24 protein-coding genes, 1 pseudogene and 1 riboswitch are annotated in these 24,533 nt (G+C 70.8%); of the genes and pseudogenes, 15 read left to right on the top strand and 10 right to left on the bottom strand.

Annotated elements, in window-relative coordinates; all coding sequences use genetic code 11:
• Window positions 1-79 precede the first annotated feature (79 nt).
• The 5 genes and pseudogenes from J0P97_RS01880 to J0P97_RS01860 all read left to right on the top strand — a co-directional run.
• Window positions 80-694: a hypothetical protein gene (locus tag J0P97_RS01880; protein ID WP_215486062.1), complete on the top strand. Its 615-nt coding sequence runs from the start codon at window positions 80-82 to the stop codon at window positions 692-694.
• Between the two features lie 32 nt (window positions 695-726).
• Window positions 727-1,455: a hypothetical protein gene (locus tag J0P97_RS01875; protein WP_215486061.1), complete on the top strand. Its 729-nt coding sequence runs from the start codon at window positions 727-729 to the stop codon at window positions 1,453-1,455.
• Window positions 1,456-1,465: 10 nt separating this feature from the next.
• Window positions 1,466-2,338 carry an ABC transporter ATP-binding protein gene (locus J0P97_RS01870; RefSeq protein WP_215486060.1) on the top strand — a complete coding sequence of 291 codons (873 nt, stop codon included), beginning with the start codon at window positions 1,466-1,468 and terminating at the stop codon, window positions 2,336-2,338.
• Complete coding sequence (locus J0P97_RS01865) at window positions 2,335-2,727, top strand: hypothetical protein (RefSeq protein WP_215486059.1); 393 nt, start codon at window positions 2,335-2,337, stop codon at window positions 2,725-2,727. Before J0P97_RS01870 ends, J0P97_RS01865 begins: the two co-directional genes overlap by 4 nt.
• Window positions 2,728-3,000: 273 nt before the next feature.
• Window positions 3,001-3,552 (top strand): annotated as a pseudogene (locus J0P97_RS01860) (transposase); the annotation flags it as partial.
• A 346-nt stretch (window positions 3,553-3,898) separates the two neighbouring features.
• On the opposite strand, the gene J0P97_RS01855 reads toward J0P97_RS01860, so the two are convergent.
• Window positions 3,899-4,177, bottom strand: a complete 279-nt coding sequence (locus J0P97_RS01855) for a GlsB/YeaQ/YmgE family stress response membrane protein (protein WP_215486057.1) — start codon at window positions 4,175-4,177, stop codon at window positions 3,899-3,901.
• 143 nt (window positions 4,178-4,320) lie between these two features.
• Window positions 4,321-4,818: a DUF427 domain-containing protein gene (locus J0P97_RS01850; protein ID WP_215486056.1), complete on the bottom strand. Its 498-nt coding sequence runs from the start codon at window positions 4,816-4,818 to the stop codon at window positions 4,321-4,323.
• A 36-nt stretch (window positions 4,819-4,854) separates the two neighbouring features.
• Between J0P97_RS01850 and J0P97_RS01845 the strand changes: the two genes are divergently transcribed.
• Window positions 4,855-5,451 carry an LON peptidase substrate-binding domain-containing protein gene (locus J0P97_RS01845; protein ID WP_215486055.1) on the top strand — a complete coding sequence of 199 codons (597 nt, stop codon included), beginning with the start codon at window positions 4,855-4,857 and terminating at the stop codon, window positions 5,449-5,451.
• A 7-nt stretch (window positions 5,452-5,458) separates the two neighbouring features.
• Here the strand turns inward: J0P97_RS01845 and J0P97_RS01840 are convergent, their stop codons facing one another.
• The 4 genes from J0P97_RS01840 to J0P97_RS01825 form a co-directional block, all read right to left on the bottom strand.
• Window positions 5,459-6,691, bottom strand: coding sequence for a Dyp-type peroxidase (locus J0P97_RS01840; RefSeq protein WP_215486054.1), 1,233 nt, complete (start codon window positions 6,689-6,691; stop codon window positions 5,459-5,461).
• Window positions 6,691-7,260 carry a copper chaperone PCu(A)C gene (locus tag J0P97_RS01835; RefSeq protein WP_215486053.1) on the bottom strand — a complete coding sequence of 190 codons (570 nt, stop codon included), beginning with the start codon at window positions 7,258-7,260 and terminating at the stop codon, window positions 6,691-6,693. Before J0P97_RS01835 ends, J0P97_RS01840 begins: the two co-directional genes overlap by 1 nt.
• Entirely contained in the window at window positions 7,257-7,859 is a 603-nt protein-coding gene (locus J0P97_RS01830; RefSeq protein WP_308163354.1) for a copper resistance CopC family protein, read from the bottom strand. Before J0P97_RS01830 ends, J0P97_RS01835 begins: the two co-directional genes overlap by 4 nt.
• Before the next feature lie 72 nt (window positions 7,860-7,931).
• The gene (locus tag J0P97_RS01825) at window positions 7,932-8,552 is read right to left on the bottom strand and encodes a hypothetical protein (RefSeq protein WP_215486052.1); all 621 of its coding nucleotides are present in this window, start codon (window positions 8,550-8,552) and stop codon (window positions 7,932-7,934) included.
• A gap of 47 nt (window positions 8,553-8,599) precedes the next feature.
• Here J0P97_RS01825 and mgtE point away from each other — a divergent pair, with 47 nt between their 5' ends.
• Entirely contained in the window at window positions 8,600-9,949 is a 1,350-nt protein-coding gene (gene mgtE / locus J0P97_RS01820; protein WP_215486051.1) for a magnesium transporter, read from the top strand.
• A gap of 14 nt (window positions 9,950-9,963) precedes the next feature.
• Here the strand turns inward: mgtE and J0P97_RS01815 are convergent, their stop codons facing one another.
• Both J0P97_RS01815 and J0P97_RS01810 read right to left on the bottom strand, forming a co-directional pair.
• Window positions 9,964-10,629 (bottom strand): response regulator, encoded by a 666-nt coding sequence (locus J0P97_RS01815; RefSeq protein WP_215486050.1) that lies wholly within the window; start codon window positions 10,627-10,629, stop codon window positions 9,964-9,966.
• Entirely contained in the window at window positions 10,626-11,822 is a 1,197-nt protein-coding gene (locus J0P97_RS01810; RefSeq protein WP_215486049.1) for a sensor histidine kinase, read from the bottom strand. Before J0P97_RS01810 ends, J0P97_RS01815 begins: the two co-directional genes overlap by 4 nt.
• 155 nt (window positions 11,823-11,977) lie before the next feature.
• Between J0P97_RS01810 and J0P97_RS01805 the strand changes: the two genes are divergently transcribed.
• Both J0P97_RS01805 and J0P97_RS01800 read left to right on the top strand, forming a co-directional pair.
• Window positions 11,978-12,745 (top strand): CPBP family intramembrane glutamic endopeptidase, encoded by a 768-nt coding sequence (locus J0P97_RS01805; protein ID WP_215486048.1) that lies wholly within the window; start codon window positions 11,978-11,980, stop codon window positions 12,743-12,745.
• 82 nt (window positions 12,746-12,827) lie between these two features.
• The gene (locus J0P97_RS01800) at window positions 12,828-14,420 is read left to right on the top strand and encodes an SLC13 family permease (RefSeq protein WP_215486047.1); all 1,593 of its coding nucleotides are present in this window, start codon (window positions 12,828-12,830) and stop codon (window positions 14,418-14,420) included.
• 287 nt (window positions 14,421-14,707) lie between these two features.
• Here the strand turns inward: J0P97_RS01800 and J0P97_RS01795 are convergent, their stop codons facing one another.
• On the bottom strand, window positions 14,708-16,123 hold the full coding sequence (locus J0P97_RS01795; RefSeq protein WP_215486046.1) for a D-alanyl-D-alanine carboxypeptidase family protein: 1,416 nt from the start codon (window positions 16,121-16,123) through the stop codon (window positions 14,708-14,710).
• Between the two features lie 35 nt (window positions 16,124-16,158).
• Window positions 16,159-16,268: riboswitch (TPP riboswitch) on the top strand.
• Here J0P97_RS01795 and J0P97_RS01790 point away from each other — a divergent pair.
• The 3 genes from J0P97_RS01790 to J0P97_RS01780 all read left to right on the top strand — a co-directional run bounded on the left by J0P97_RS01790 (window position 16,261) and on the right by J0P97_RS01780 (window position 19,206).
• Window positions 16,261-16,917: an ECF transporter S component gene (locus J0P97_RS01790; protein ID WP_215486045.1), complete on the top strand. Its 657-nt coding sequence runs from the start codon at window positions 16,261-16,263 to the stop codon at window positions 16,915-16,917. (Overlaps the previous riboswitch by 8 nt.)
• Before the next feature lie 4 nt (window positions 16,918-16,921).
• Complete coding sequence (locus J0P97_RS01785) at window positions 16,922-18,421, top strand: ABC transporter ATP-binding protein (protein WP_215486044.1); 1,500 nt, start codon at window positions 16,922-16,924, stop codon at window positions 18,419-18,421.
• Window positions 18,418-19,206 (top strand): energy-coupling factor transporter transmembrane component T family protein, encoded by a 789-nt coding sequence (locus J0P97_RS01780; RefSeq protein WP_215486043.1) that lies wholly within the window; start codon window positions 18,418-18,420, stop codon window positions 19,204-19,206. The genes J0P97_RS01785 and J0P97_RS01780 overlap by 4 nt, the downstream gene beginning before the upstream one ends.
• A gap of 44 nt (window positions 19,207-19,250) precedes the next feature.
• Here the strand turns inward: J0P97_RS01780 and J0P97_RS01775 are convergent, their stop codons facing one another.
• Window positions 19,251-20,252: a sugar-binding transcriptional regulator gene (locus J0P97_RS01775; protein ID WP_246539394.1), complete on the bottom strand. Its 1,002-nt coding sequence runs from the start codon at window positions 20,250-20,252 to the stop codon at window positions 19,251-19,253.
• A gap of 144 nt (window positions 20,253-20,396) precedes the next feature.
• Between J0P97_RS01775 and J0P97_RS01770 the strand changes: the two genes are divergently transcribed.
• The 3 genes from J0P97_RS01770 (at window position 20,397) to glpK (ending at window position 24,513) form a co-directional block, all read left to right on the top strand.
• A complete protein-coding gene (locus J0P97_RS01770) occupies window positions 20,397-22,121 on the top strand; it encodes a glycerol-3-phosphate dehydrogenase/oxidase (RefSeq protein ID WP_215486042.1) in 1,725 nt (574 codons plus the stop codon).
• 72 nt (window positions 22,122-22,193) lie between these two features.
• Window positions 22,194-22,952, top strand: coding sequence for an MIP/aquaporin family protein (locus J0P97_RS01765; protein WP_215486041.1), 759 nt, complete (start codon window positions 22,194-22,196; stop codon window positions 22,950-22,952).
• A 46-nt stretch (window positions 22,953-22,998) separates the two neighbouring features.
• Window positions 22,999-24,513: a glycerol kinase GlpK gene (glpK, locus tag J0P97_RS01760; protein ID WP_215486040.1), complete on the top strand. Its 1,515-nt coding sequence runs from the start codon at window positions 22,999-23,001 to the stop codon at window positions 24,511-24,513.
• The last annotated feature ends 20 nt before the right edge of the window (window positions 24,514-24,533 follow it).

Here is a 24,533-nt window from a genome sequence, read left to right as displayed (position 1 = left end):
CCGTGAACCCGACGCGGGTATCTCGCTACTGACTCAGTAGGGCGATACATCCGAGAAGGGAGCGGGCGTGAGGGGTGGAGTGATCCGGGCGCAATGGCGCCGTGTCGGGCGGGTCATCGTCGTGGGACCGGTTCTGGTCGGTGGCCTGATCGCGCTGGCCGGGTGTGCCGCAGGATCGGCGTGGCCTCTGGTGCAGGCGATGACGATGGTGAGCTGGGCGGCTCAGATCTTTGTGATCTGTGTCGGAGTCTGTGTGGCCGTTGCTGTCACCGGTGATCCGCTCATCGAGCTGCACGAGGCCACGGCAGTCGGGTTTCGTCTTGTCCTGATCGTCCGTGCCGGGATCCTCGCCGTGTCGGGTGTCATCGGCGCGGTGGTGATGTTCGCTCCGCTGCACGCGGTCCGAGTCTGGCCGCGGGATGAGGGATGGATCAGCGTCGTTGTCCCGGTAGGTGCGGTGCTGATCGTGGCCGTGGTTGCGGTGGCCGCTTCCGCGTTCGCGGGAACCGTGTCGGCAACGACGATCGCTGTCGTCGCTGCGTGGATGTTCCTGGCGATGATCTGGGACCCCTACGTGCTCCCTCTGTTTGCGCAGCGGGGCCTCCCGCTGATCGCGGCGGCGGGAATGCTGCTGGTCGCGTGGCGACGGCTGGGAGATGCGGAAGCCAACATTGCGAAGGTCGCGGCAGCATGACACTTGTTGGTCTGTGCCGCGTTCATGCGCGGATGGCACGCCGGCAGAAGGCGTTGTGGTTCACGACGATTCCCTTGACTGCTCTGGCGGCGCTGATCGCCATCGGCAATCGGAGCGCGCCGGGCACCGGCGGCGTGGAGGACTTGGCGTTCACCGGGCAGATGCTCGCGATCTTCACCGGTATCGCTTACGCCGCGGCATTCGCGGACTTCTTCACCACACCGGCGAAGCTCGGAGTGCATGAGCTGGAAGCCTCCGCCCCGATCGCGCCGGTGCTGCTGCGACTGGCGAGGGTGCTGGGTTCGTTCCTCGTTGTTACCCTGCCGTCGTTCGTCGTCTTGCTCGTCATGGGGATCGTTCAGACGATCAACGGCAGCACCTGGTCAATACCGGGTGCCGTCGCGGTCACGCTCACGGTCGTCGGGCCTGCGGCGCTGATTGCGATGACACTGTCCGGACTCGCCGGCGCGGCTCTGCCTTCCGCGTTGGGACGGATCGTCGCGGTGGTGGTGTGGTTTGCCCTGGTGTTTTCCAGCCCGATGATTCCGATCCCGACGCCGAACGGCACTGTGTTCAACGTCATCGGCGATGCCATCCTCCCCGGCTACTTCGGAACGAGCCCGACGTACGCGGCCGCTGGCCCTCTCGGCTTTGACGGCACACCTGTGGGCGCAACCGTCTCCCTGATCTTCCAGTTCGTCGTGATCCTCGTGCTGCTCGTCGCCGGGTCGGTGCTCGCCGAACGCTCCCGGAAGCGTTGAAAGGAATCCCATGTACATCTCGATCGACCATCTGGGCAAGGACTTCCGCAAGAAGCCCGCCGCACTGGAAGGCGTCACCCTCGACCTGCCCAGCGGCATGATCGGGCTTCTGGGCTCCAACGGTGCGGGCAAGACCACGCTCATGCGGATTCTGTGCGGGATCATCCAGCCCACCCGAGGCCGAGTCCTCATCGACGGCCGCGACCTCGCCGATGCTGGCGTGCGCCGAGCGGTGAAGAAGGCGCTCGGATATCTGCCGCAAGACATCGACCCGTACCCCAACCTCACCCCCTTGGAGTTCCTCGACTACGTGGGAATCCTCAAAGGCATCGACAGCGCGAAGACACGCAAGCAGCAGGCGCGTGAGCTCATCGTGCGGGTCGGTCTCGCGGACGCGCAAAACCGCCGAGTGGGTGGATTCTCCGGCGGCATGCGGCGCAGGGTCGGGATTGCGCAGGCGTTGATGGGTGATCCTCAACTGCTGATCGTGGACGAGCCGACCGCCGGCCTTGACCCGGAAGAACGGATGCGCTTCCGCACCCTGCTGGCGAGCCTCGGCCAGAACCGCACGGTGATCCTGTCCACGCACATCCTCGATGACGTTGCACAGACCTGCCCCTACGTGTTCGTGCTGCGCGATGGCGAGCTGCGATACGACGGCTCGACGGAGGGTCTGATCGAAGCCGCGCGGGGCCGAACCTGGCTCACCGCTGCCCGCACCGCACCGCCGCCAGAACACGTCACTGTCGTCAACGCCACGACCACCAGCGCCGGCACGCGATACCGGATCGTCACCAACAACCCGCCCGCGGGCGCCACTGCCGCCGAGCCCAATCTCGAAGACGGGTACATGGCGCTCGCTCTACCGAAGGAACAACCATGACCATCACGTCTCCCCGCAAGCGCCATCTCTCGCGGGATGTTCTCGCTGCCGCAGGTGTGGGGCTCGCCGCGCTGAGCCTGACCGCGTGCGGACTGACCCACCCGGAAGACTTCCCGCTCGACGGCCCGACGCGGACCGCCACCAGCAACCCCGCCGAAGTGACGGCCGAGCAGTTCGGGCACTCGTGGACGCTGAAGGTCGATCACGGCACAGTCGCCTGCGTGATGAACGACGAGGGGGACCCGGTGCTGACCTTCACCGCACCCGACGGCACGGTCTACGCCCTCAACGCGCTCAAGGAGAACAACGACCTCCCCGACATCAGCGAAATCGCAGACGGCTCCATCGGCACGCTCCGCAGCTTTGCATTCACCGTCTGCGACCTCTGAGCTCCTGGAACGGCGACGCCACGCCATGGCACCAACGCCCATGAACCTGCAATCCTGTGCCGTGCTGTCAAAACCGTGGGCAGATGACCCGAAAGCGTTCCTGCCGAAAGTCGGAAACCGTACCTGACGCCAACCAGCACTCTTCGGCGCCCGAACGCGCAGCGAACTACCGATCGGCGGCTAGGAAAGTGTCACGACAAAGTCCGCTGGATCTGCCGCTGATGCCCGAACTCCGGTGACATCTAGTGTCATCTCACCGCGTTCCCGACAGGCGGGGTGAAGCTCGTGATCAGCGATGCCCACACCGGCCTGATCGCGGCGATCGACACGGTGTTCCAGGGCTCCAGTTGGGAGCGTTGCCGGGTGCACTTCATGCGCAACGCGCTCTCGACCGTTCCGAAGGCGACCGGCCCGATGGTCGCGTCGATCATCCGCACGATCTTCGCCCAACCCGACACCGAGCACGTCTTCACCCAGTTCCATGAAGTCGTGCGGATGCTCACAAGGTCGCATCCCAAGGTCGCCGAGATGCTCGAAGACGCGCAGAACGACATCCTCGCGTTCTGCGAGTTCCCGGTGGCGCATTGGCGACAGATCTGGTCCACGAACCCGCTCGAGCGGGTTAACAAGGAGATCAAACGCCGCACCGACGTCGTTGGCACATTCCCCAACCCCGCCGCGCTGCTCCGCCTCGCCGGGCACGTCCTGATCGAGCAACACGACGAATGGGACGGCGCCGACCGACGCTACTTCAGCGAGCACTCCATGAAGCTCCTGAACACCACAGAAGAGGAGGTCGCGATCCCAGAACTAGCTGCGGCATAATCACACACAGCTGAACTCGCACGGTGTTGAAAAACTCCACCACTCAGCGGGACGTCACCGGCGTCGCGGGTGTCTTATCGAGGCATCTCACGGGGGTACGCGCGTGGGTAAAGACGAACGTAGGTGAAGTGAGGCGAGTGGAACCGGTGCTGAGGTCGAACCGCGTGATTACGCGGCGAACGCACTTACCGGCACCCCAGTGAACCCCAAACACTTGGGTTCAAATCCCACCGTCACCGCCACGAAGAACCCCCGCAGATCCCCGAGAACAGGGCGATCGCGGGGGTTCTCTCCTTCCCGGCGCGTCCGTCTCGCGTGCGCCCGGAGGACGTCGGTCGGCGAGGACTCAGGCCCGCGAGGAGCCCCGGCGTGCGAATGCGACGTAGAGCCCGAGCACGACGATCGCGCCGATGATCGAGCCGATGATCCCCGACGTCTGGAAGAAGCCCCCGTTGGGGTCGCTCCCGAAGATGAGGAAGCCGAGGAAGCCTCCGACGAACGAACCGACGATGCCGAGCACGATGGTGAGCAGGATGCCCATGCTCTGCTTGCCGGGGATGACGGCGCGGGCGATGAGCCCGGCGATCAGACCGATGACGATCAGGCCGAGGATGGTCCAGAGCATGGTGTTCTCCTTCGTTCAGCGCCCGTCCGGATGGGACGGGTCGCACAGGTGAGGATCACGCTATCCGCCCGGTGGCCCCGCGATCCCCTCGAGGTCGCACCCTTGACAGCGGGCCGCGAGGGTGGTTCGCGCGCGACGCCGGCTCACCACCCCGTCGAGCCCGGACCTCCCTTGAACGGTCCGACGACGGCTCGCGTGACCCAGCCGCCGTAGAAGCCGCCGGGCTGCGGGGTGACGGTCTCGCCGTCGACGGTGCACGCGTCCATCCGGCCCGCGTAGACGGCCACGCGGTCGGCGAGCGGCGCGAAGCCGGGCGAGGGCTGCGGGTAGGTCCAGGCCGCGCCCGCGCGCACCTCGCCGCCGCCGTGGACGTCGAAGTACGCGGCTGCGCCCTTGAACTCGCAGAAGGACGACCCAGCGGCGGGGATGAGCGACCCGGGGGCGAAGTCCGAGATCGGCAGGTAGTAGACGGGCGGATGGCTCGTCTCGAGCACGCGCACCGCATCCTCGGTGTCGGCGATGACCTCTCCGCCGAGGCTGATCGTGATGCGTCCCGCGACGGGTTCGAGACGCGGCGGACGCGGGTAGTCCCAGACGGACTCCTGCCCGGGGCCGGGGCGCTGCGGCGTAGGACGGGGCACCTGTTCACTGTACGTCGGCGGTGCTTGACTGGGGCCATGCCCACCATGCCGATGTTCCCGCTCGGCGCGGTCCTGTTCCCGCACACTCCGCTGCCGCTGCGGATCTTCGAGCCGCGCTATCTGACGATGGTCGGGCGCCTGCTGGAGGAGGATGACCCGGAGTTCGGCGTCGTCCTCATCGAACGCGGACGGGAGACCGGCGGCGGCGACGAGCGCGTCGGCGTCGGGACCCTCGCGCGCCTCGTGAGCGTGAGCGCCGGGGCGGAGGACCTGCACGTGGTCGCCGTGGGCACCGAGAGGTTCACCGTCGACCGCTGGCTCGACGACGACCCGCATCCGCGTGCCGACCTCACCCTCCTCCCGCCCCTCGTGTGGGACGAGGCGCTGACCCCCCTGCGGACGGAGGCCGAGGCCATCGTCCGCCGCGTCCTCGGCCGCCTTCCCGACGCGGAGTGGGATGCGGACACGGAGCTGTCCGACGATCCGCTCGCCTCCTCGTGGCAGCTCGCCGCGATCGCGCCGCTCGGCGCTTACGACCAGTACACGCTGCTGCGCGCGACGACCCTCGGCGGACTTCTGCGCCAGGTGATCGATGCGACCCTCGATGCCGAGATGCTCTGGATGGCGGAGTAGCCCGAGATCACCCGAGGAGCGTCTCGCCGATGTAGCCGCCGGGCGCACAGCCTGGCGGGATGGCGAACACGGCCGAGCCGATCGGCGTCGTCCACTCGTTCAGCAGGTCGAGGTCGTCCAGGCGCCGCTGGATCGGCACGAACTGGCCGTCCACGTCGGCCTGGAAGGACACGAAGACGAGGCCCGAGTCGGAGACCTCGGCATCCGCGGGCCGTTCGTCGTAGTTGTAGGCGCGCCGGAAGATCCGCTGGGCGGCGTCCTCCGGGCGCGCGCGGCGCACGTGCGAGAACTCGGGGATCACGGGGAAGCCGATCGCGGTCTTCGCGTCGAAGTCCGGTTCGTCGTGCTCGGCCGTGCCGGTCAGGGGGGCACCCGTCGCCAGCGTCCGCCCCACGGACTGCTCCCGCCCCGGACGGTCCAGGCGATCCCACTTGTCGAGATTCATGTGGATGCGGCGGACCACCATCCCCGTGCCGCCCGCGAGCCACCCCTCGCTCGACCAGACCACGGTGTCGAACTCGCTCGTGCCGGGCTTCGGGTTCGAGGTGCCGTCCACCTGGCCGAAGAGGTTGCGCATCGTGGTGCCCGGCGCGACGGTGCCGTACGCGCGCCGGAAGCCCTGCTGGGTCCAGCGCACGCGGCCGAAGCCCCGGGCGTCCTTCAGGAGCATGCGCGTCGCGTGTGCGACGGTGAGCGGGTCGTCCGCGGCGAGCTGGAGGAGCAGGTCTCCGCCGGAGAACTCGTCCTGCAGCCGGTCGATCGCGAAGGCGGGAAGCGGCCGCAGCCACGCCGGCGCGGCGGCGGCTCCCCGGGCGCGCTGGACGAACCGGGGCCCGAATCCGAAGGTGACGGTGAGGCGTGCGGGCGAGATCGCCAGTTCGGGCTCCGAGTCGGCGAGGGCGCCGCGGCCCTGGGTGAGCCGTTCGGCGTCGTCGCTCAGGATCCGCATGAGGCGTCGGAGCGCCGCGGCATCCACGTCGTCGTTCAGGTCGATGGCGACGAAGGTGCCGTGCGCCTGGGCGTCGGTGTCGATCCCCGCCTGGTGGATGCCGTGGAACGGCACGATCTCATCGCCGTTCAGGGGCGTCGAGGGCACGGCGGGCGCGGCGGTGCCGGCGGCGGAGAGCGCGAGGTCGACGCCGATCGCGGCGGCGGCGCCGACGCCGGCGACAGCCCCTCCGAGGAGGAACTGCCGCCGGGTCGATCGCGCCCGACCCGAACCCGGAGCGGGCGCGCTCATCAGTGGCTCGGCGTGGGGGTCGGGCTCATGTCCATGTCCATGTCGCCGCCCTCGTAGTTCTCGTTGGCGCCGGAGTAGTCCTTGACCGGAGCGGTGAAGTCGTACGTCGACCCGTCGGAGAACGTGAGCGTGAACGTGGTGTCCTCGCCCGCCTTCAGCGGTGCGGAGAGGTCCATGAGCATGATGTGGTTCGCGCCCGGCTCGAGCGGGAACTCGCCGCCGGCGGGGATCACGAAGCCGCCGTCCTTCTGCTTCATCACCATCTCGCCCGCGTCGTTCGCGACGGTCTCGTGCAATTCGATCATCGACGAGGCCGGAGTCTCGGCCGAGACGATCGTGATGTCGGCGGTCGAGTCGTTGTGGAGCGTGCCGAACGCGGCGGACATGCCCGAATCGGCCGACTTGACCCAGGCATCCGAGATCGAGACGGACTCGCCCGCCGGTGCGGAGGAGGTCGCCGGAGCAGGTGCGGGCGACGCGCAGCCGGCGAGAGCGAGGGTCGCCGCGGCGGCCACCGCGCCGAGGCGGGCGAACGCGGACACGCGGGTGGTGGTGAGGGAACTGGTCATGATGTGGAGTCTTTCTTCCTGCGAAGGAGGTGGATGAGGGCGTAGGCGGCGACCGCGACGATCGCGCCCCCCACGCCGACCAGCAGGATCCGGATGATCCCCTGGTCTTCGGATGCGCTCTGCGTCTGCGCGTCGGCCGGGTCCGGCGTCGCGGCATCCCCGGTCTCGGCCGCCGATGCCCGATCGAGCGGCGCGGCGCCGCCGACCGTGAACGGCACGATGCCGCTGATCGGATGCCCGTCGGAGGAGACGACCCGCCAGCGGATCTCGTACCCGCCGGTGGGCAGTGCGTCCTCCAGGAGGACCGTCACCACGCCGCTCGCGACCGTCGGCTGATCGACCGCCCAATCGCGACCGGAGCCATCCGCGACGATCACCGCAGCGCCGATCGTGAGGACGTCGGCCGAGAACGTCAGCGACACCTCGGTCGGGCCCGCCGCCACGTCCTGCCCAGGGGACGGCGAGCTCGCGATGAGCTCATCGTGCGCCTGGGCGGGAGCGGCGCCGGCGATCACCCCGGCCATCGCGAGCGCGACGGCGAGGCCGAGGGAACGCAGGCGGGGACGGGAACGCGGACGGGAGCGGGGAGGACGGGACACGGGGCACCACCGATCGATCGCGCGCACGAGGCGCGCACGCTGATCCCGCCGTGCGGGTGCGCGGCGGGCGGGTCAGAGCGCGATCGGGAGGGGAGGCCCGCGGAGCCGGTCATCGGCGAGGCGGGCGGCGGGGCGCACGACCCAGAACGGGGCCGTGGCGCCCACGGAGGTGGAGCGTGCCGTGCGAAGTGCGGGGACGGCCCGCCGGGCGAGGCGCCGCGCCCAGGCCTGGACCTCGCGTGCGAGGGCGAGGAGTGTGCGGGCGGCACGCTCGCCGTGGAGGAGGAGAAGGGTCGTGAGCGTGGCGGCCACCCCGTGCATCGCCCACATGAGCGGGTCGGCGCAGAATGCCGCCGCGGTGCCGGATGCCCCGAGAGCGGGCGCCAGAGCGGTCATCGCGCCGTGGTGATCGTGCGGCACGCTCGCCGCGCCGGCGACCACCGGAGCCCCCATGACGAAGAGGGTGTGGAACAGCAGCTGGCTGACGCCGACGCTCAGCGCGAGGCGGAAGGCCGACAGCGTCCGTCCTGCGAGCAGCGTGGATGCCATCAGCGCGAGGATCCACGGTGCGGCGATGCCCGCCCACCCCGGGACCTCCCCACCCGCGACGACGTGCGACAGCAGCGCCGTGAACGTCGCGATGCTCGCGACGACGGCGCCGCGCGCGACGCGCGAGGCACGGGAGGAACGCATGTCCCCAGTCTTCCATGGCCGTCACCCCGGTCTGGGATGATGCGGGCATGGACGACGAGTTCGAGAGCCTGCGTGCGAGCGCGCAGGAGGCGCTGCGTGTGCGCGACCTGTCCGCCGTGGGGGAGCTTCTCGCCGCGCACGATCCGCCGGAGATCGTGCGGCTCCTCGAGCAGGAGCCGCACGCGGCCGACCGCGCCGTCATGTACCGCCTGCTCGACAGGGAGAGCGCGATGGAGGTCTTCGAGCTCCTCGACACCGGGATGCGCGCGGAGCTCATCGAGGGCCTTCGCGACGAGGATGTCGCCCTCATCTTCGAGCAGATCGATCCGGATGACCGCGCACAGCTCGTCGACGAGCTCCCCGCGGGGGTCGCGAAGCGCCTCATGCAGGGGCTGTCGCCGGCGGAGCGCGAGGTGACGCTCTCCCTCCTCGGCTACCCGAGGCGGAGCATCGGCCGGTACATGAGCCCAGAGTTCGTGCGCCTGCGCCCCCGCCTCACGGTGGGCGATGCGCTCACGCACATCCGCCACCGAGGAGCGGACGCGGAGACGATCTACCTCCTCCCCGTCACCGACGACGCGCGACGGGTCGAGGGCGTCGTCGGCCTCCGCGAGCTCGTCATGGCACGGGCGGACGAGACGGTCGCCGGCCTCATGGTCGAAGCGCGCACCGTGCGCGTGACCGATGACGCCGAGAGCGCCGCACGGCGCATCGTCGAGGCGCAGCTGCTCGCCGCACCGGTCGTGGACGGCGAGGACCGCATCGTCGGCATCGTCACGATCGACGACGCGTCCCGCATCCTGGAGGAGGCCGACGATGAGGATGCCGCCCGCCAGGGTGCCGCTGAGCCGCTGCGGCGGCCGTACCTCACGACACCGGTGCTCGGCATCGTCCGCTCGCGCGTCGTGTGGCTGCTCGTCCTCGCCGTCTCGGCGCTGCTCACGGTGCAGGTGCTCGGCGTGTTCGAGGCGACGCTCGAGGAGGTCGTCACCCTCGCCCTGTTCATCCCCCTGCTCACGGGCACGGCGGGCAACACCGGCGCCCAGGCGGCCACCACCGTCACCCGCGCCCTCGCGCTCGGCGAAGTCCGCGCGCGGGACGTGCTCGCCGTGGCCTGGCGGGAGGTGCGCGTGGGGTTCGTCCTCGGCGCGCTTCTGGGCCTGCTCGGGTTCGCCCTGGCATCCCTCGTCTTCGACGTCGCCTTCGGCGCTGTCATCGGACTCACCCTCGTCGCCGTCTGCACGCTCGCCGCGACCGTCGGGGGTGCGATGCCGATGCTCGCGCGAGCCGTGCGGGCCGACCCGGCGGTCTTCTCCACACCGTTCATCTCGACGTTCTGCGACGCCACGAGCCTCATCATCTACTTCGTGATCGCCACCAGGATCCTCGGACTCTGATCGGCGCCGCGCCCTCAGCGGGGCGTGACGAGCCCGGAGCGATACGCGAGCACGACCAGCTGCACCCGGTCGCGCGCACCGGTCTTGGTGAGTGCGCGGCTCACGTGCGTCTTCGCGGTGAGCGGCGAGACGAAGAGGCGCTCGGCGATCTCGTCGTTCGCGAGGCCGTGCGCGACGAGGGCGACGACCTCGCGTTCCCGGTCGGTGAGGAGATCCAGCGCGTCCGCCTCGACCTCGACCCGTGTGACGGGTTCGGCGAGGACGTGCCCGACGACGGCGGCGGTCGCGGCGGGCGAGAGGAGCGCGTCACCGCCGGCGACGGTGCGGATTCCGGCGATGAGGGCCTCGGGCGCGGCGCCCTTGCCGAGGAATCCGCTCGCGCCGGCCCGGAGCGCGCCGAGGACCTCGGCATCCCCCTCGAAGGTCGTCAGGATGATCACCCGCACCTCTGACAGCTCAGGGTCGGCGGCGATCTCCGCCGTCGCCGCGATCCCGTCGAGCCCCGGCATCCGGATGTCCATCAGTACGACGTCGGGGCGGGTGCGACGGACGGCGTCGACCCCGCTGCGGCCGTCGGATGCCTCGCCGACGACCTCCATCCCCGGCGTGTGGGCGACGAGGGCGGCGACCCCGCCGCGGATGAGGTCCTGATCGTCCACGACGACAACGCGGATCGTCATCGGGGCTCTCCTTTCGTCGTCGGGCGATCCTGGATCGGGAGCTCGGCACGCACGCCGAACTCCTCCGGAGCAGCCCGCACCGACAGCAGGCCTCCCATGGCCTCGACCCGCTCGCGCATGCCGACCAGGCCCAGCCCCGTGGACGCGGCCGGCGTCTCGGTCACCGCCGATGGCGCGGGCACGCCGTTGCGCACCGTGATCACGAGGCGCGACCCCTCGACGCGCACCTCCAGACGGGCCGCGCCGTCACCGTGCTTGTGCGCGTTCGTCAGACCCTCCTGGACGACACGGTAGGCGGCGAGGTCGACGGCGGGAGCCAACGCCGGCACCGCATCCGGGACGCGCGCGTGAACGGTCAGGCCTGTGCGGCGGATGTCCGCCAGCAGGCCGTCGAGGCGCTCCAGGGACGGGGCGGGGGAGCGCATCGCCTGGGCGGACTCGTCGCCCCGGCGCAGCAGGCGCAGGAGGGTCGCGAGCTCGTCGAGTGCGCTCCCGCTGGCGGCCCGAGCCGTCTCGAGCGCGGCGCGGGCAGCGGCCGGGTCTTCGTCGATCACATACTGCGCGAGCCCCGTCTGCACTCCGATCACTGCGATCCGGTGGGCGAGGACGTCGTGGAGCTCTCGTGCGATCCGCAGACGCTCCTCCGCCACCGCGCGCTCCGCCTCCGCCGTGCGCAGAGCCTCCGCGCGCTCGGCGCGCCCGACCGCCTCCTGCAGGGTGCGGCGTCGTGCGTCCTGCACGAGGCCGATCGTCACGCCGAGGGCGAGCGCCGACACGCTCGCGACGACAGCGCTGTCATCCCACCGCGCGCCACGCACGAGCAGAACGCCGACGAGGACGGCTGCGGCCGCCCCGGTGAGCGCCGCGCCCAGGCCACGGCGCCCGCTCTGCACGACGGCGGCCCCGGCGAAGCCGATGGGCAGCGCGACCGTCCCGCCGTGGCCGAGGGCGGCGGAGAGGATGCCGACGACGGCGGTGACCGCGAACACCGCGAGCGGAAACCTGCGGCGCCACAGGAGGGCGACGATCGCGACGGCGCTGAGGAGGACCTCCGGCACGGTGGATCCCTGTGGGTCCAGCGCCCACACCGCGGCGGCGAGCACCAGCAGGGCCGCGACGATCACGGCATCCATCACCGTCGATACGAGGCCGGGGCGCGCAGACGCCGTCGTCGGCGCGGTGTGCTCCCTCATGCTCCTCACCGTACTTCGCGGGGAGTACGCGGGAGTGTCTCCTCGCGGCGGACGACGTCGCGAGGCATCCGCGGGATCGTTGAGTCATCGGTGCACAGGGCACCGACGGAGAGCGGAACTCCCGAAGAAACCGCGAAAGGACCGGCGCAGTCGTCATGGCCGCCTCACTCACCCCCGCCGCCTCCCAGGAGGGCGTGGCTCCCCACGCCACGCCCGAGCGGGACTTCCCCTTCTACAACGGCGTTCCCGTGCAGGTCGGCGGTGGCCGCTGGGCGCTCGTCGTCCTCGGCGTGCTCGCCGGGGCTGCCGCAGACCTGCTCGTCGACGTCCCGGGGCCCGGATGGCTCAGCGTGCTGGCGCGCGCGGCGCTGTTCGTGGGGATCCCGCTCGTCGTGTACGCGCTCGCCGTGCCCGGTCACTGGCGGACCATCTTCCACAGGATGACCGGCCGCGAGGTCCTCACGATGCTCGGGTTCACGGCGCTCAGCCTCGTCGTCTCGTCGATCGCGGGCGTGATCGCCGGCCTCGTCACGCAGACCCACGCCAACGGCATGGGCGGCGTTCTGCACGGCATGGGCATCGGCGACCGGATCATGACGTTCGTGTCGATGGTGCCGCAGCTGCTCGGCGAGGAGATCTTCACGATCCTGCCGCTCCTGGCCGTCCTCTGGTTCGCCGTCACCAAGCTGCGCCTTCCGCGCACGGCCGCGGTCGTGATCGCGTGGGTGGTCACGGCGGTGCTCTTCGCCCTCATCCACCTGCCGACGTACGGATGGAACATCGTGCAGTGCCTCATCATCATCGGCAGCGCACGTCTCGTGCTGAGCCTCGCGTATCTCGTGACGAAGAACCTCTGGGTCTCGACCGGGACGCATGTCCTGGGTGACTGGACCCTGTTCGCGATCCCGCTCCTCGTGTCCTGATCTCCAGACTCCCCGATCGGGAAGGCCCGGCTCCCCCCCAGCCGGGCCTTCCGCCTGTCCGGCCCCGGTCTAGGCTTCAGCCATGGACCCCGCCGCGTGGACCTTCCTGATCCTCGGGGTCGCGATCGTGGCGTTCGTGAGCGGCAAGGTGCCGCTCGCCGTCGTGTCGATCGGTGTGGCGCTGGCGCTCTGGGCGACCGGCGTCCTCACCCTCTCGGGGGCCTTCGCCGGGTTCGGCGACCCGACGGTGCTGTTCATCGCGAGTCTGTTCGTCGTGAGCGAGTCGCTGGATGCCACGGGCGTCACCGCCTGGCTCGGTCAGCAGGTCGTGACGCGGGCGGGGCAGGGGCGGAGACGCCTGACCGTCGTGATCGGGGCGATGGCGGCGGTGCTGTCGGCCTTCATCTCCATCAACGGCGCCGTCGCCGCACTCCTGCCGGTCGTCGTCGTCGTGGCCGTCCGCGCCAGGATCGTCCCATCGAAGATGCTGATCCCTCTCGCGTTCGCCGCGAGCGCGGGATCGCTCCTGACGTTGACGGGAACACCCGTCAACATCGTCGTCTCGGAAGCGGCGGCCGCCGCCGGCGGGCGGGAGTTCGGCTTCTTCGAGTTCGCGCTCGTCGGGGCGCCCCTCGTCATCCTGACCGTCGCGATCGTCGCCCTCGGGGGCAACCGGCTGCTGCCCGAGCGTCGCGCCGAGCACTTCGGCGATCCGGCCGACCCGAGCGAGCACGCCCGCGCGCTGCGCGACAGCTACGCCGTCGACATGGACACCGCAGCCCTCTTCACCGCTCGCGACGGCGTCGCGGAAGTGCTCGTCGCGCCGCGCTCCCGCCTCATCGGACGCACCGTCTCCGCCGGCATGACGACCCGCGGCGAGGACCTCGTCATCCTCGCGGTCCGTCGCGGCGCCGACGACGGGCCGAACGCCTCCCGGGGGACGGGCGTGACCGGATCGCTCACACTGCAGGCGGGCGACGCCGTGCTCGTCCAGGGGCCGTGGGCAGCTCTCACGCGGTACACCCAGTCGGCGGACGTCATCGCCGTGACGCCCCCGCAGTCGCTGCAGCGGGCTGTGCCGCTCGGTCGCGGGGCGAAGCGCGCCCTCGTCATCCTGGGGCTCATGGTCCTGCTCCTGGCGACCGGGCTCGTGCCGCCCGCGGTCGCGGGGCTGCTGGCCGCCGGGTCGCTCATCCTCACCGGCGTCCTCACGATCCCGCAGTCGTACCGCGCGATCTCGTGGACCACCGTCATCCTCATCGCGGGCATGGTGCCGCTCTCGTCGGCATTCATCGCCACGGGCGCAGCGGGGCGGGTCGCCGACGTCGTGCTCGCGGTGATCGGCTCGACGTCGCCGCAGCTCGCCCTCCTCGTGCTGTGTGCGCTCACGATGGTGCTCGGACAGTTCATCTCGAACGTCGCGACGGTCCTCATCGTCACACCGATCGCCGTCGCGATCTCGCAAGAGCTCGGCCTGAGCGTGCTGCCGTTCATGATGGCGTTGACCGTCGCCGGGGCGGCGTCGTTCCTGACCCCGGTGGCGACGCCGGCGAACCTCATGGTGCTGCAGCCCGGCGGCTACCGCTTCGGCGACTACTGGAAGCTCGGCCTGCCGCTCATGCTCGTCTACCTCGCGGTCGCCGTCCTCTACGTGCCGCTCGTCTGGCCGTTCTGAGGCCGCACCGGCGCGGCGGGGATGCCGCGGTGGTCCCGTCGCGAGAGCAGGCGCGACGCCGCGGCGATTCCTGTCGCGAAAGCAGGCGGGATCGACCGCGCGGTCGAAGTCGACCGGGCGTAGCGTCGATCCCGCCTGCTTTCGGTGCGCCCACTCCACCGGTCACCTTCGTCACCGCCGTCTCGACAGACGTCGCCGCTTCGACAGACCTGCCGTCACCGAGGATCCGGGACGGCTCCCCGAGCCCGCACGTCCTGAAGGGTCCGGATTCGCCCGAGGGGCCGGCGTCAGCCCGCGAGCCCGAACAGCTGCAGCGGGTGAGTCAGCCGCCACCACGGGTCGGGGTCGGGGATATCTGCGGTCAGCCGCGCGCCGGACGACGACGACCCGAGGGGGCCCTTGGTGGAGACGGTGCCCACCTCGGCATCCGCGCTGCGCGCGTCGCCCAGCGACAGGTCGGAGGTCACGGCGGCAGACGCGCCGTTCCACAGAAGCAGCGACAGCTCGCTGTCGGTCACGATGCTCGCGCTCGCCCCCCACGCCGTCGTCACGGTGCCGACGATCGCTCCCGTCGACAACACGGTCGGCACGGATGCCTCCGTCGCCACCGCGTCGAGCAGGCGCGCGGTCTCAGCGTCGCGCGCCTCGTCGTCACCCTGGCCGAGGGCGACGGCGTACACGCGCACCGTGGTGTCGCCGACGACCTGCTCCTTCGCGGCGAGCAGGTTGTACAGGCTCTCCAGGCTCCCCGTCTTCAGTCCGACGACAGATGGATCGGCGAGCAGATCATTGGTGTTCACCACCTCGCCGGCACCGGGAAGGTCCACGACGCGCGTGCGCACGATCTCCGCGATGACGGGGTCGGCGAGCGCGAGCCGCGCGAGGGTGATGAGGGATGCCGGGTCCGCGGAGTTCTCGGGATCGATGCCCGTCGGCTCGACGACCGTGATCCCCGCGAGGCCGTGGCGATCCAGCCACGCGCGGGCGGCAGCCGCATAGACCGCGTCGCTCGGCCAGATCGTGCCTGCGAGGCGGTCGGTGTAGTTCCCCGCCGAGCCGATCAGCATGCCCTGCATCATCTGGAACTGGCTCAGGGTGCCGTCGACCGGGACGTCGAGAGCGGACTCGTCCTCCGCGAGGTACGCGAAATAGGTGTCGCGGTCGCTCTCGTCGAACGAGAACGACGGGCCACTCTCGCCGACGGCGAGCGGCATCTGGTCGAGCACCATCAGAGCCGTCACGAGCTTCGTGATGCTCGCCATCGGCAGCCGGTCGCCTGTCGATGCGGGAGTGCTGTCGACCCCGGCGACACCGACGGCCGCAGAACCCTGTTCCGGCCAGACGACGGCCGTCGCCGCGCCGGTGAGGTCCGCAGTGGCGACCGCCTCGATCCGGGGAGCGACCGCCCACAGCGGCCAGAGCAGCGTCGTCGCGGCGTAGACGCCGACGACGCCGACCGCCGAGAGGATCGGCACGACGACGCCGGCGCGCAGGGGCGAGCGATGCGGTCGCCGCGCGAGCAGGTCGGGGGCGACCTCCGTGCCGACCGGGCCGGTCGAACGCGCGGCGACGGCGTCGTCGTCCATCCATCCGAGGGCGCGACGGCCCTTCGCGTTGCGCACGACGACGGCATCCGAGAGGGGGAGCTCCGCACCTTCGCGCCGCGCGCGCCGCGAGTCGGCGGGCGCGTCTTCGATGGTCACGCGACCAAAACTACCGGCTCCGCGGCTAGACTCGACGTCACAACCACGGGAGTCCGGTGAGCCGGGCTGAGAGGAAGCGATCCACGCTTCGACCGTCGAACCTGATCCGGATCATGCCGGCGCAGGGAGGAGAGAACATGAACGCTTCGGCGTCCCCGTCCACCGTCTCATCGAAGGATGTCGCTGCGAGCGGCACGTCGCACCCGCTGCGACGGCTGCGCTGGCGCATCGTCGACATCGTCGTCGCCAGCGTGCTCGGCGTGGCATCCGGTCTGATCTTCCTGCTGTGGAACATCGGATATCTCGGCCCCAAGGCGATCCTCGAGCCTCTCCTTCCCGGACTGCAGGGTCTCCTCGACGGGCCGTGGCTGTTCGCCGGCGTCCTCGGCGCGCTGATCATCCGCAAGCCCGGCGCCGCGCTCTACACCGAGACCCTCGCCGCCGTCGTCTCCGCCCTCGTCGGCAATCAGTGGGGCGGATTCCTCACCCTCGAGGCGGGCCTCGTCCAGGGACTCGGGGCGGAGCTCATCTTCCTCGTCTTCTTCTACCGGGTGTGGAGCCTCCCCGTCGCGATGCTCGCGGGTGCGGGCGCGGCGATCGCCGGTGGCATCAACAACCTCATCCTCTGGTACGCCGGCGCCGACACCGCGTTCACCGTCATCTACCTCATCAGCACCGCCGTCTCGGGGGCTGTCATCGCGGGCGCGCTCTCCTGGTTCCTCGCGCGAGGCATCGCGGCGACGGGCGCGCTCGACCGCTTCGCGTCGGGGCGCGAGCGGCGCGAGCTCGTCTGAGCGGATGTCGGACGTCGCGGGACGCGGCCACCGTGTCGCCCCGGCGCGTGTGGAGGCGCGTGGATGGGGATGGCGACATGCGTCCCGTCGGGCCTGGGCGCTCGACGCCGTCGACCTGATCATCGAGCCCGGCGAGCGGGTGCTCCTCCTCGGCGCATCGGGGGCGGGGAAGTCGACCTTCCTGCATGCCGTCGCCGGCGTCCTCGGCGGTGCGGAGGAGGGGGAGAGTCGCGGCGACCTCCTCATCGACGGGGCGCCCCCCGAGGCGGCACGCGGCCGGTCCGGTCTCGTCCTGCAGGATCCCGACTCGCAGGTGATCCTCTCGCGCGTCGGCGACGACGTCGCGTTCGGCTGCGAGAACCTCGGCGTTCCGCGCGAGGAGATCTGGCCGCGGGTGCGCGAGGCGTTGGATGCCGTGGCCCTGGATGTCGCCCTCGATCGCCCGACCAAGGCCCTCTCGGGCGGGCAGAAGCAGCGTCTCGCGCTCGCCGGGGCCCTCGCGATGCGGCCCGGACTCGTCCTCCTCGACGAGCCGACGGCGAATCTCGACCCCGACGGGGTCGCCGAGGTGCGCGCGGCGGTCGGGCGCGCGGTGGCGGAGAGCGGCGCGACCCTCATCGTCGTCGAGCATCGCGTGGAGGTGTGGCTCCCGCTCGTCGATCGCGTGATCGTGCTCGGCCCGGAGGGCGTGATCGCCGACGGCACCCCCGGGCACGTCCTGGGGGAGCGCGGCGCGCGGCTCGCCGCCGCGGGCGTCTGGGTCCCGGGCATCCCGCCCGCCACCCCGCCCGCCCCGGCCCGCCCGCCGGGCGAGGTGCTTCTGCGCGCGCGGGACCTCGCCGTCGCGCGCGTGCGCGGCGTCGCGGTCGCGTCCGGGCTGGACCTCGACGTCCACGCGGGTGCCGCGCTCGCCATCACGGGCCCGAACGGCGCCGGGAAGTCGACCCTCGCTCTCACGCTCGCAGGGCTCCTGGCGCCCGCCGCGGGCGAGGTCCGTGCCTCCGAATCGCTGGATGCCGGGGCCGGCGAGGTCCCGCTGCGCTGGCGCTCGCGCGACCTGCTCACGCGGATCGGCACCGTCTTCCAAGAGCCCGAGCACCAGCTCCTGCGGACCACGGTGCAGGACGAGCTCGAGGTCGGACCGCGCGCGCTCGGCCGCTCCGAGGACGTCATCGCCGCCCGCACCGACGAGCTGCTGGAGCGGCTGCGCCTCGCGCACCTCGCCCGCGCGAACCCCTACACGCTCTCCGGCGGCGAGAAGCGCCGGCTGACCGTCGCCGCCGCCCTCGCCACGTCTCCGCGCCTGCTCGTCCTCGACGAGCCGACCTTCGGACAGGATGCGCGCACCTGGTCCGAGCTCGTCGCCCTCCTCGCCGCCCTCCGGGACGAGGGAACGGCGATCCTCACGGTCACCCACGACGCCGCCGTCGTCGCGGCCCTGCACGCCCGCCGGTTCGTCCTCGGTGCGCAGGCGGCGCCGGCCGAGAGGGAGGACGCCTCGTGACCCTCCTCGACACCCGGGCGCGTACGGGCCGGGTCGCGCGCATCAACCCGGTCGCGAAGCTCGGCGCGAGCGCGCTCATCGCGATCCCGCTCATCCTCACGCTCGACCCGGTCTCGGCCGCGGTCGCCCTCGCGCTCGAGTGCGCACTGTTCGCCTTCGCGGGGCTCACCTGGCGCGAGTTCTGGGTGCGCACCTGGCCGGTGTGGCTCGCGGCGCCGCTCACGGCGCTCACGATCGCGCTCTACGGCGAGGCATCCGGCCACGTCTACGTCGAGTGGTTCGTCGTGCGCGTCAGCGAAGGCTCGCTCGCCCTCGCCGCCGCGACCTTCCTGCGCGTCCTCGCGATCGCGCTGCCCTCCGTCGTCCTGTTCGTCACCGTCGACCCCACCGACCTCGCCGACGGGCTCGCCCAGGTGGTCCACCTGCCGGCGCGGTTCGTGCTCGGCGCGCTCGCCGGTCTCCGCATGGTGGGGCTCTTCCTCGACGATTGGCACGCGCTCGAACTGGCGCGTCGGGCGCGCGGCGTCGCCGATCGGGGGCGCGTCCGGCGCTTCGTCGGCATGGCCTTCGCGCTCCTGGTCCTCTCCATCCGACGCGGATCCAAGCTCGCGACCGCGATGGAGGCGCGGGGGTTCGGAGCGCCCGTCCGTCGCACCTGGGCGCGCCCGTCGCGTTTCGGGGCCCCTGAATGGGGCCTCCTGCTCATCGGCGCCGCCATCTCCGGGCTCGCCGTTGCCGCCGCCGTGGCCGCGGGCACGTGGAACTTCATCCTCGGACCGAGCTGAGCGTCGGATCGCGCCGACCCCGCAGATCGTGCGACCGGGCGCGGTCAGCGCGGATCGCCTGCCCGACGCGGGCGGGCGGGCGGGGCCCCCGCGAGCGCGCGGGCGACCCCCTCGTCCACGACGAGATCCGTGACGAGGGATGCCGCGAGGGCGCCCCGCAGCGCCGTGAGCTTGGACAGGCTCGACACGACGCACACGCGGCGCGGGATGCGGCGGATCGCAGGGAAGCTCGGCCCGCTGGATCGTCGGTTCAGGTCGATGCCGTCACTCGATCCGTCTTCGCGGTAGAACACGGTCGCGCAATCGCCGACGATGCCGTCGCGCAGGAGCGCACGCGAGTCCTCGCCGGTGAGGTAGCCGCCGGAGTAGACGTGCGAGGGGACGTCGGCGCGCGGCGACCCGAGTCCGAAGACGAACATCCCGACCTCGTCCTGGGCGTCGAGCACCCGGCGCACCGAGCGCTCGCGCCACATCAGGTCCTTCGTGTGCGGGTCGTCGAAGAGCGCCGGAGCGGGGAAGAGCTGGACGTCGGCGCCGAACGCGCCGCCGAACCGCTCGAGGATGGACGAGGCGTAGGGGAGGCCGGAAGTCATCGGGTTCGCCGCGCCGTTCATCTGGACGACGTGGACGTTGTGCAGGCGGCGGGCCGGCAGCTCCCGCGCGATCGCCGAGACGGTGGCCCCCCAGGCGATGCCGATGCTCATGTTGTCATCGGCGAGCGTCGCGACGCGTCGCGCCGCCGACCGCGCGACCCGGGCGAGCCGCTCCGCGTCACTCGCGCGGACGGGGGTGGGCACGATCTCCGCCGTCACGCCGAAGAGGTCCGCGATCCGCTCCGTGAGCCCGTCGACGCCGTCCTGGGGGGAGTGCACCGTGATCTCCACGAGCCCGATCTCACGGGCGTACGCGAGCAGCCGGGAGATCGACGAGCGGGAGATCCGCATCTCCGAGGCGATCTCGTCCATCGTCAGCTCTTGGACGTAGTAGAGGTGGGCGGCGCGCAGGGCGTCGCGCGTGCGCACGTTCGTGACGTCGTCGGTCTCCATGTCGGGCCGCGGCCCCTCTCTTCCCTCGTCTGGACTGCACGATCGTGCGCATTCTCCCGGTCTGCGCACGTTCGTGCACAAGGGGTTGTGCGAACGTGCGCGGATGATCAAGTGTAGAACTCGTCACCGATGGAAGGACCGACGATGAGCAACGCGACACAGCTGCGGCCGAACGTACAGGCGCTCCGGGAGCGCCCCGAGGCGGATGTCCTCATCATCGGCGGCGGGATCAACGGCGTCGCCACGTTCCGCGATCTCGCCCTCCAGGGGGTGGATGTCGTCCTCGTCGAACGCGGCGACTACGTGAGCGGCGCCTCCTCGGCATCCAGCCACATGGTCCACGGCGGCGTGCGATACCTCGAGAACGGCGAGTTCCGGCTCGTGCAGGAGGCGGTCGTGGAGCGCAACGCGCTCGTGCGCAATGCGCCGCACTTCGTGAAGCCCCTCCCGACGACGATCCCGATCCACAAGACGTTCTCCGGCATCCTCGCCGCGCCGTTCCGCCTTCTGTTCACCCACGGGCGCGGCAAGCCCCGCGAGCGCGGCGCTCTGCTGATCAAGCTCGGCCTGACGATGTACGACACGTTCTCGCGCGACGGGGGCACCGTTCCGCGCCACACGTTCCACGGGCGCCGCGCCTCGCGGGTGCGCTTCCCCGACCTCGACCCGCGCTTCGCCTACACGGCGACCTACTACGACGCCTCGATGCACGACCCCGAGCGGCTCGCCCTGGACGTCCTCCGCGACGGACAGCAGGAGGGGGCCGCGCGCTCGGCCAACTACGTCAGCGCCGTGGGCGCGCACGGCTCGGCCGTGACGCTGCGCGACGAGGTCTCCGGCGAGGAGTTCGACGTCACGGCGAAGGTCATCGTGAACACCAGTGGGCCCTGGACGGACCTCACGAACACGGCGCTCGGCGAGCCGACCCGCTTCATGGGGGGGACGAAGGGCTCGCACATCGTGCTCGAGAACGACACCCTGCTGGCAGCGACCCGCGGCAACGAGATCTTCTTCGAGGCGTCCGACGGGCGCATCGTGCTGATCTACCCGCTCAAGGGGCGCGTCATGGTCGGCACGACCGACATCGACGCCGACCCCACCCGACCCGTCGTCTGCACCGACGACGAGATCGAGTACTTCTTCGACCTGATCGCGCAGGTCTTCCCGGACATCTCCGTCACGCGCGACCAGATCGTCTACACCTTCTCCGGCATCCGCCCTCTGCCGCGGCACGACGACCTCGCCCCCGGTTTCGTCTCCCGCGACTACCGCGTCGAGCGCGGCGACCTCCACGGGACGCCCGTGCTCAGCCTCGTCGGCGGGAAGTGGACCACCTTCCGCGCCCTCTCCGAGCACGTCGCGAACGACGCGCTCACCCTGCTCGGGCGCCCGCGCGTCCAGTCGACCGCGAACCTCGCGATCGGCGGCGGAGCGGGCTACCCGAAGGATGTCGACGCCCGCGCCCGCTGGGTCGCCGCCCACCGCGGCGCGCACGAGGCGGCCTTCGCCGACCGCATGCTGGAGCGCTACGGCACCTACGCCGCGAAGCTCCTCACGGCGCTGCCGGTCACCCAGCAGCCGCTGCAGCACGCGCCGGGCTATTCGCGCGAGGAGATCGCCTTCCTCGCCGAGCGCGAGGAGGTCGTCACCCTCATGGATCTGCTCCTGCGCCGCACCTCGGTCGCCTTCGTCGGGAACATGACCCCCGAGACGCTCGAGGAGATCGCGGATGCCGCGGCGCCCGCCCTGGGCTGGGACCAGGACCGGGTGCGCAACGAGATCGAAGCCACGACGTCGAGCCTCCGCGACGCCCACCGCGTCGACCTCGAGCACGCCGGGGTCGCGGCGCTCGCCGGTCCCGGCCGCTGACGGCCGCACACCGCTCCGGCGCGGCCTGACGCCGGTCCCTCCTCAGGCCACCCACGAAAGGTCAATGTCGACATGCAAGAAGTAAATCTGGGGCTCTATTTCCTCTCCGAACTGGTGGGTACGGGGCTCCTCCTCCTTCTCGGTGGGGGCGTGGTCGCCAACGTGGCGCTCAAGGGCACCAAGGGCAACAACGGCGGATTCCTGATGGTGAACTGGGGCTGGGGCCTGGCGGTGTTCGCCGGTGTGCTGGCATCCGCCTACTCGGGTGCTCAGCTGAACCCCGCCGTCTCGATCGGCCTTCTCGTCGCGGGCAAGATCCCCTTCACCCTGTTCCTGATCGCGATCGCCGGCCAGATGGTCGGCGCGTTCCTCGGCGCGGTGCTGTGCTGGCTCACGTACAAGGAGCACTTCGACATCGAGCCCGACCCGGCGAACAAGCTCGGCGTGTTCTCCACGGGCCCGGCGATCCGCTCGTACGGGTGGAACCTCGTGACGGAGATCATCGCGACGTTCGTGCTCGTCTTCGTGATCTTCGCCTTCGCCGACTACGGCGATGTCCAGGTCGGCGTCCCGGGTGCCCTCGGCCCGCTGACGGCCGTCCCCGTCGCCCTTCTCGTGGTGGGCATCGGCGCCTCGCTCGGTGGGCCCACCGGTTACGCGATCAACCCGGCTCGTGACCTCGGACCCCGCATCGCGCACGCCGTCCTCCCGATCAAGGGCAAGGGCTCGAGCGACTGGTCCTACGCGTGGGTGCCGGTCGTCGGCCCCCTCATCGGTGGCGTCCTGGCCGCGCTCGCGGCGCCGGCGCTCCTGCACTTCATCGCCGCGTGACGCGCGCGAGCACTCTTCTCACCCGACAGACAAGGAAGTCCATCTCATGACTCAGTACATCATCGCCCTCGATCAGGGCACCACCTCGAGCCGCGCCATCATCTTCGACAAGAAGGGCTCGGTCATCTCCATCGGCCAGAAGGAGCACGAGCAGATCATGCCGCGCGCCGGATGGGTCGAGCACGACCCCATCGAGATCCGTGACAACATGCGCGAGGTCATCGGCATCGCGCTCGGTCGCGCGAACCTCACCCGCCATGACATCGCGGCCATCGGCATCACGAACCAGCGCGAGACGGCGGTCGTCTGGGACAAGAACACCGGCATCCCCGTCTACAACGCCATCGTCTGGCAGGACACCCGCACGCAGCCGATCGTCGACCGCCTCGCCGGCGACGAGGGCGTCGACCGGTTCAAGGACATCGTCGGACTGCCGCTGGCCACCTACTTCTCCGGCACGAAGATCGTGTGGATCCTCGAGAACGTCGAGGGTGCGCGCGAGAAGGCCGAGGCGGGCGACCTCATCTTCGGGACGACCGACTCGTGGGTGCTGTGGAACCTCACCGGCGGCCCCGACGGCGGGGTGCACGCGACGGACGTCACGAATGCCTCGCGGACGCTGTTCATGGATCTGAAGACCCTCCAGTGGCGTGAGGACATCCTCGCCGAGTTCGGCGTGCCGCTCTCGATGCTGCCGGAGATCCGCTCCTCCAGCGAGGTGTACGGCGAGGCTCGCGACACGTCGCTGCTGCGCGAGACGCCGGTCGCCGGCATCCTGGGCGATCAGCAGGCGGCGACCTTCGGCCAGGCGGCGTTCGATCCGGGCGAGAGCAAGAACACCTACGGCACGGGCAACTTCCTGATCTTCCAGACGGGCACCGAGATCGTCAAGAGTGAGAACGGGCTGCTGACGACGGTGGGGTACAAGCTCGGCGACGGGCCGGCGCACTACGCGCTGGAGGGTTCGATCGCCGTCACCGGATCGCTCGTCCAGTGGCTGCGCGACCAACTCGGCATCATCTCCTCCGCCCCCGAGGTCGAAGAGCTCGCGGCGAAGGTCGAGGACAACGGCGGGGTGTACTTCGTGCCCGCGTTCTCCGGGCTGTTCGCGCCGTACTGGCGCCCCGACGCGCGCGGCGCGATCGTCGGGCTCACCCGCTACGCCAACCGGAACCACATCGCGCGTGCCGCGCTGGAGGCGACCGCCTTCCAGACCCGCGAGGTGCTGGATGCCGTCAACGCCGACTCCGGAGTGGACCTCGCCGAGCTCAAGGTCGACGGCGGCATGACCGCCAACGACACGCTCATGCAGTTCCAGGCCGATGTCCTCGGCGTCGAGGTGGTGCGCCCGGTCGTGGCGGAGACCACGGCGCTCGGCGCCGCATACGCCGCCGGCCTCGCCGTCGGGTTCTGGAACGACCTCGACGAGCTGCGCGCCAACTGGCAGGAGGACAAGCGCTGGTCGCCGACCGGCGACACCGAGGAGCGCGAGCGTCAGCTGCGCCTGTGGAAGAAGGCCGTCACGAAGTCGATGGACTGGGTCGACGACGACGTCCGCTGATCCCGCGAGTCCGAGCGGCG

The sequence above is a fragment of the Microbacterium flavum genome, from assembly GCF_018717645.1.
GTDB classification, from domain to species: Bacteria; Actinomycetota; Actinomycetes; order Actinomycetales; family Microbacteriaceae; genus Microbacterium; species Microbacterium flavum.
Note: the sequence above shows the minus strand (reverse complement) of the source record. Positions and strands in the feature narration are given on the sequence as shown.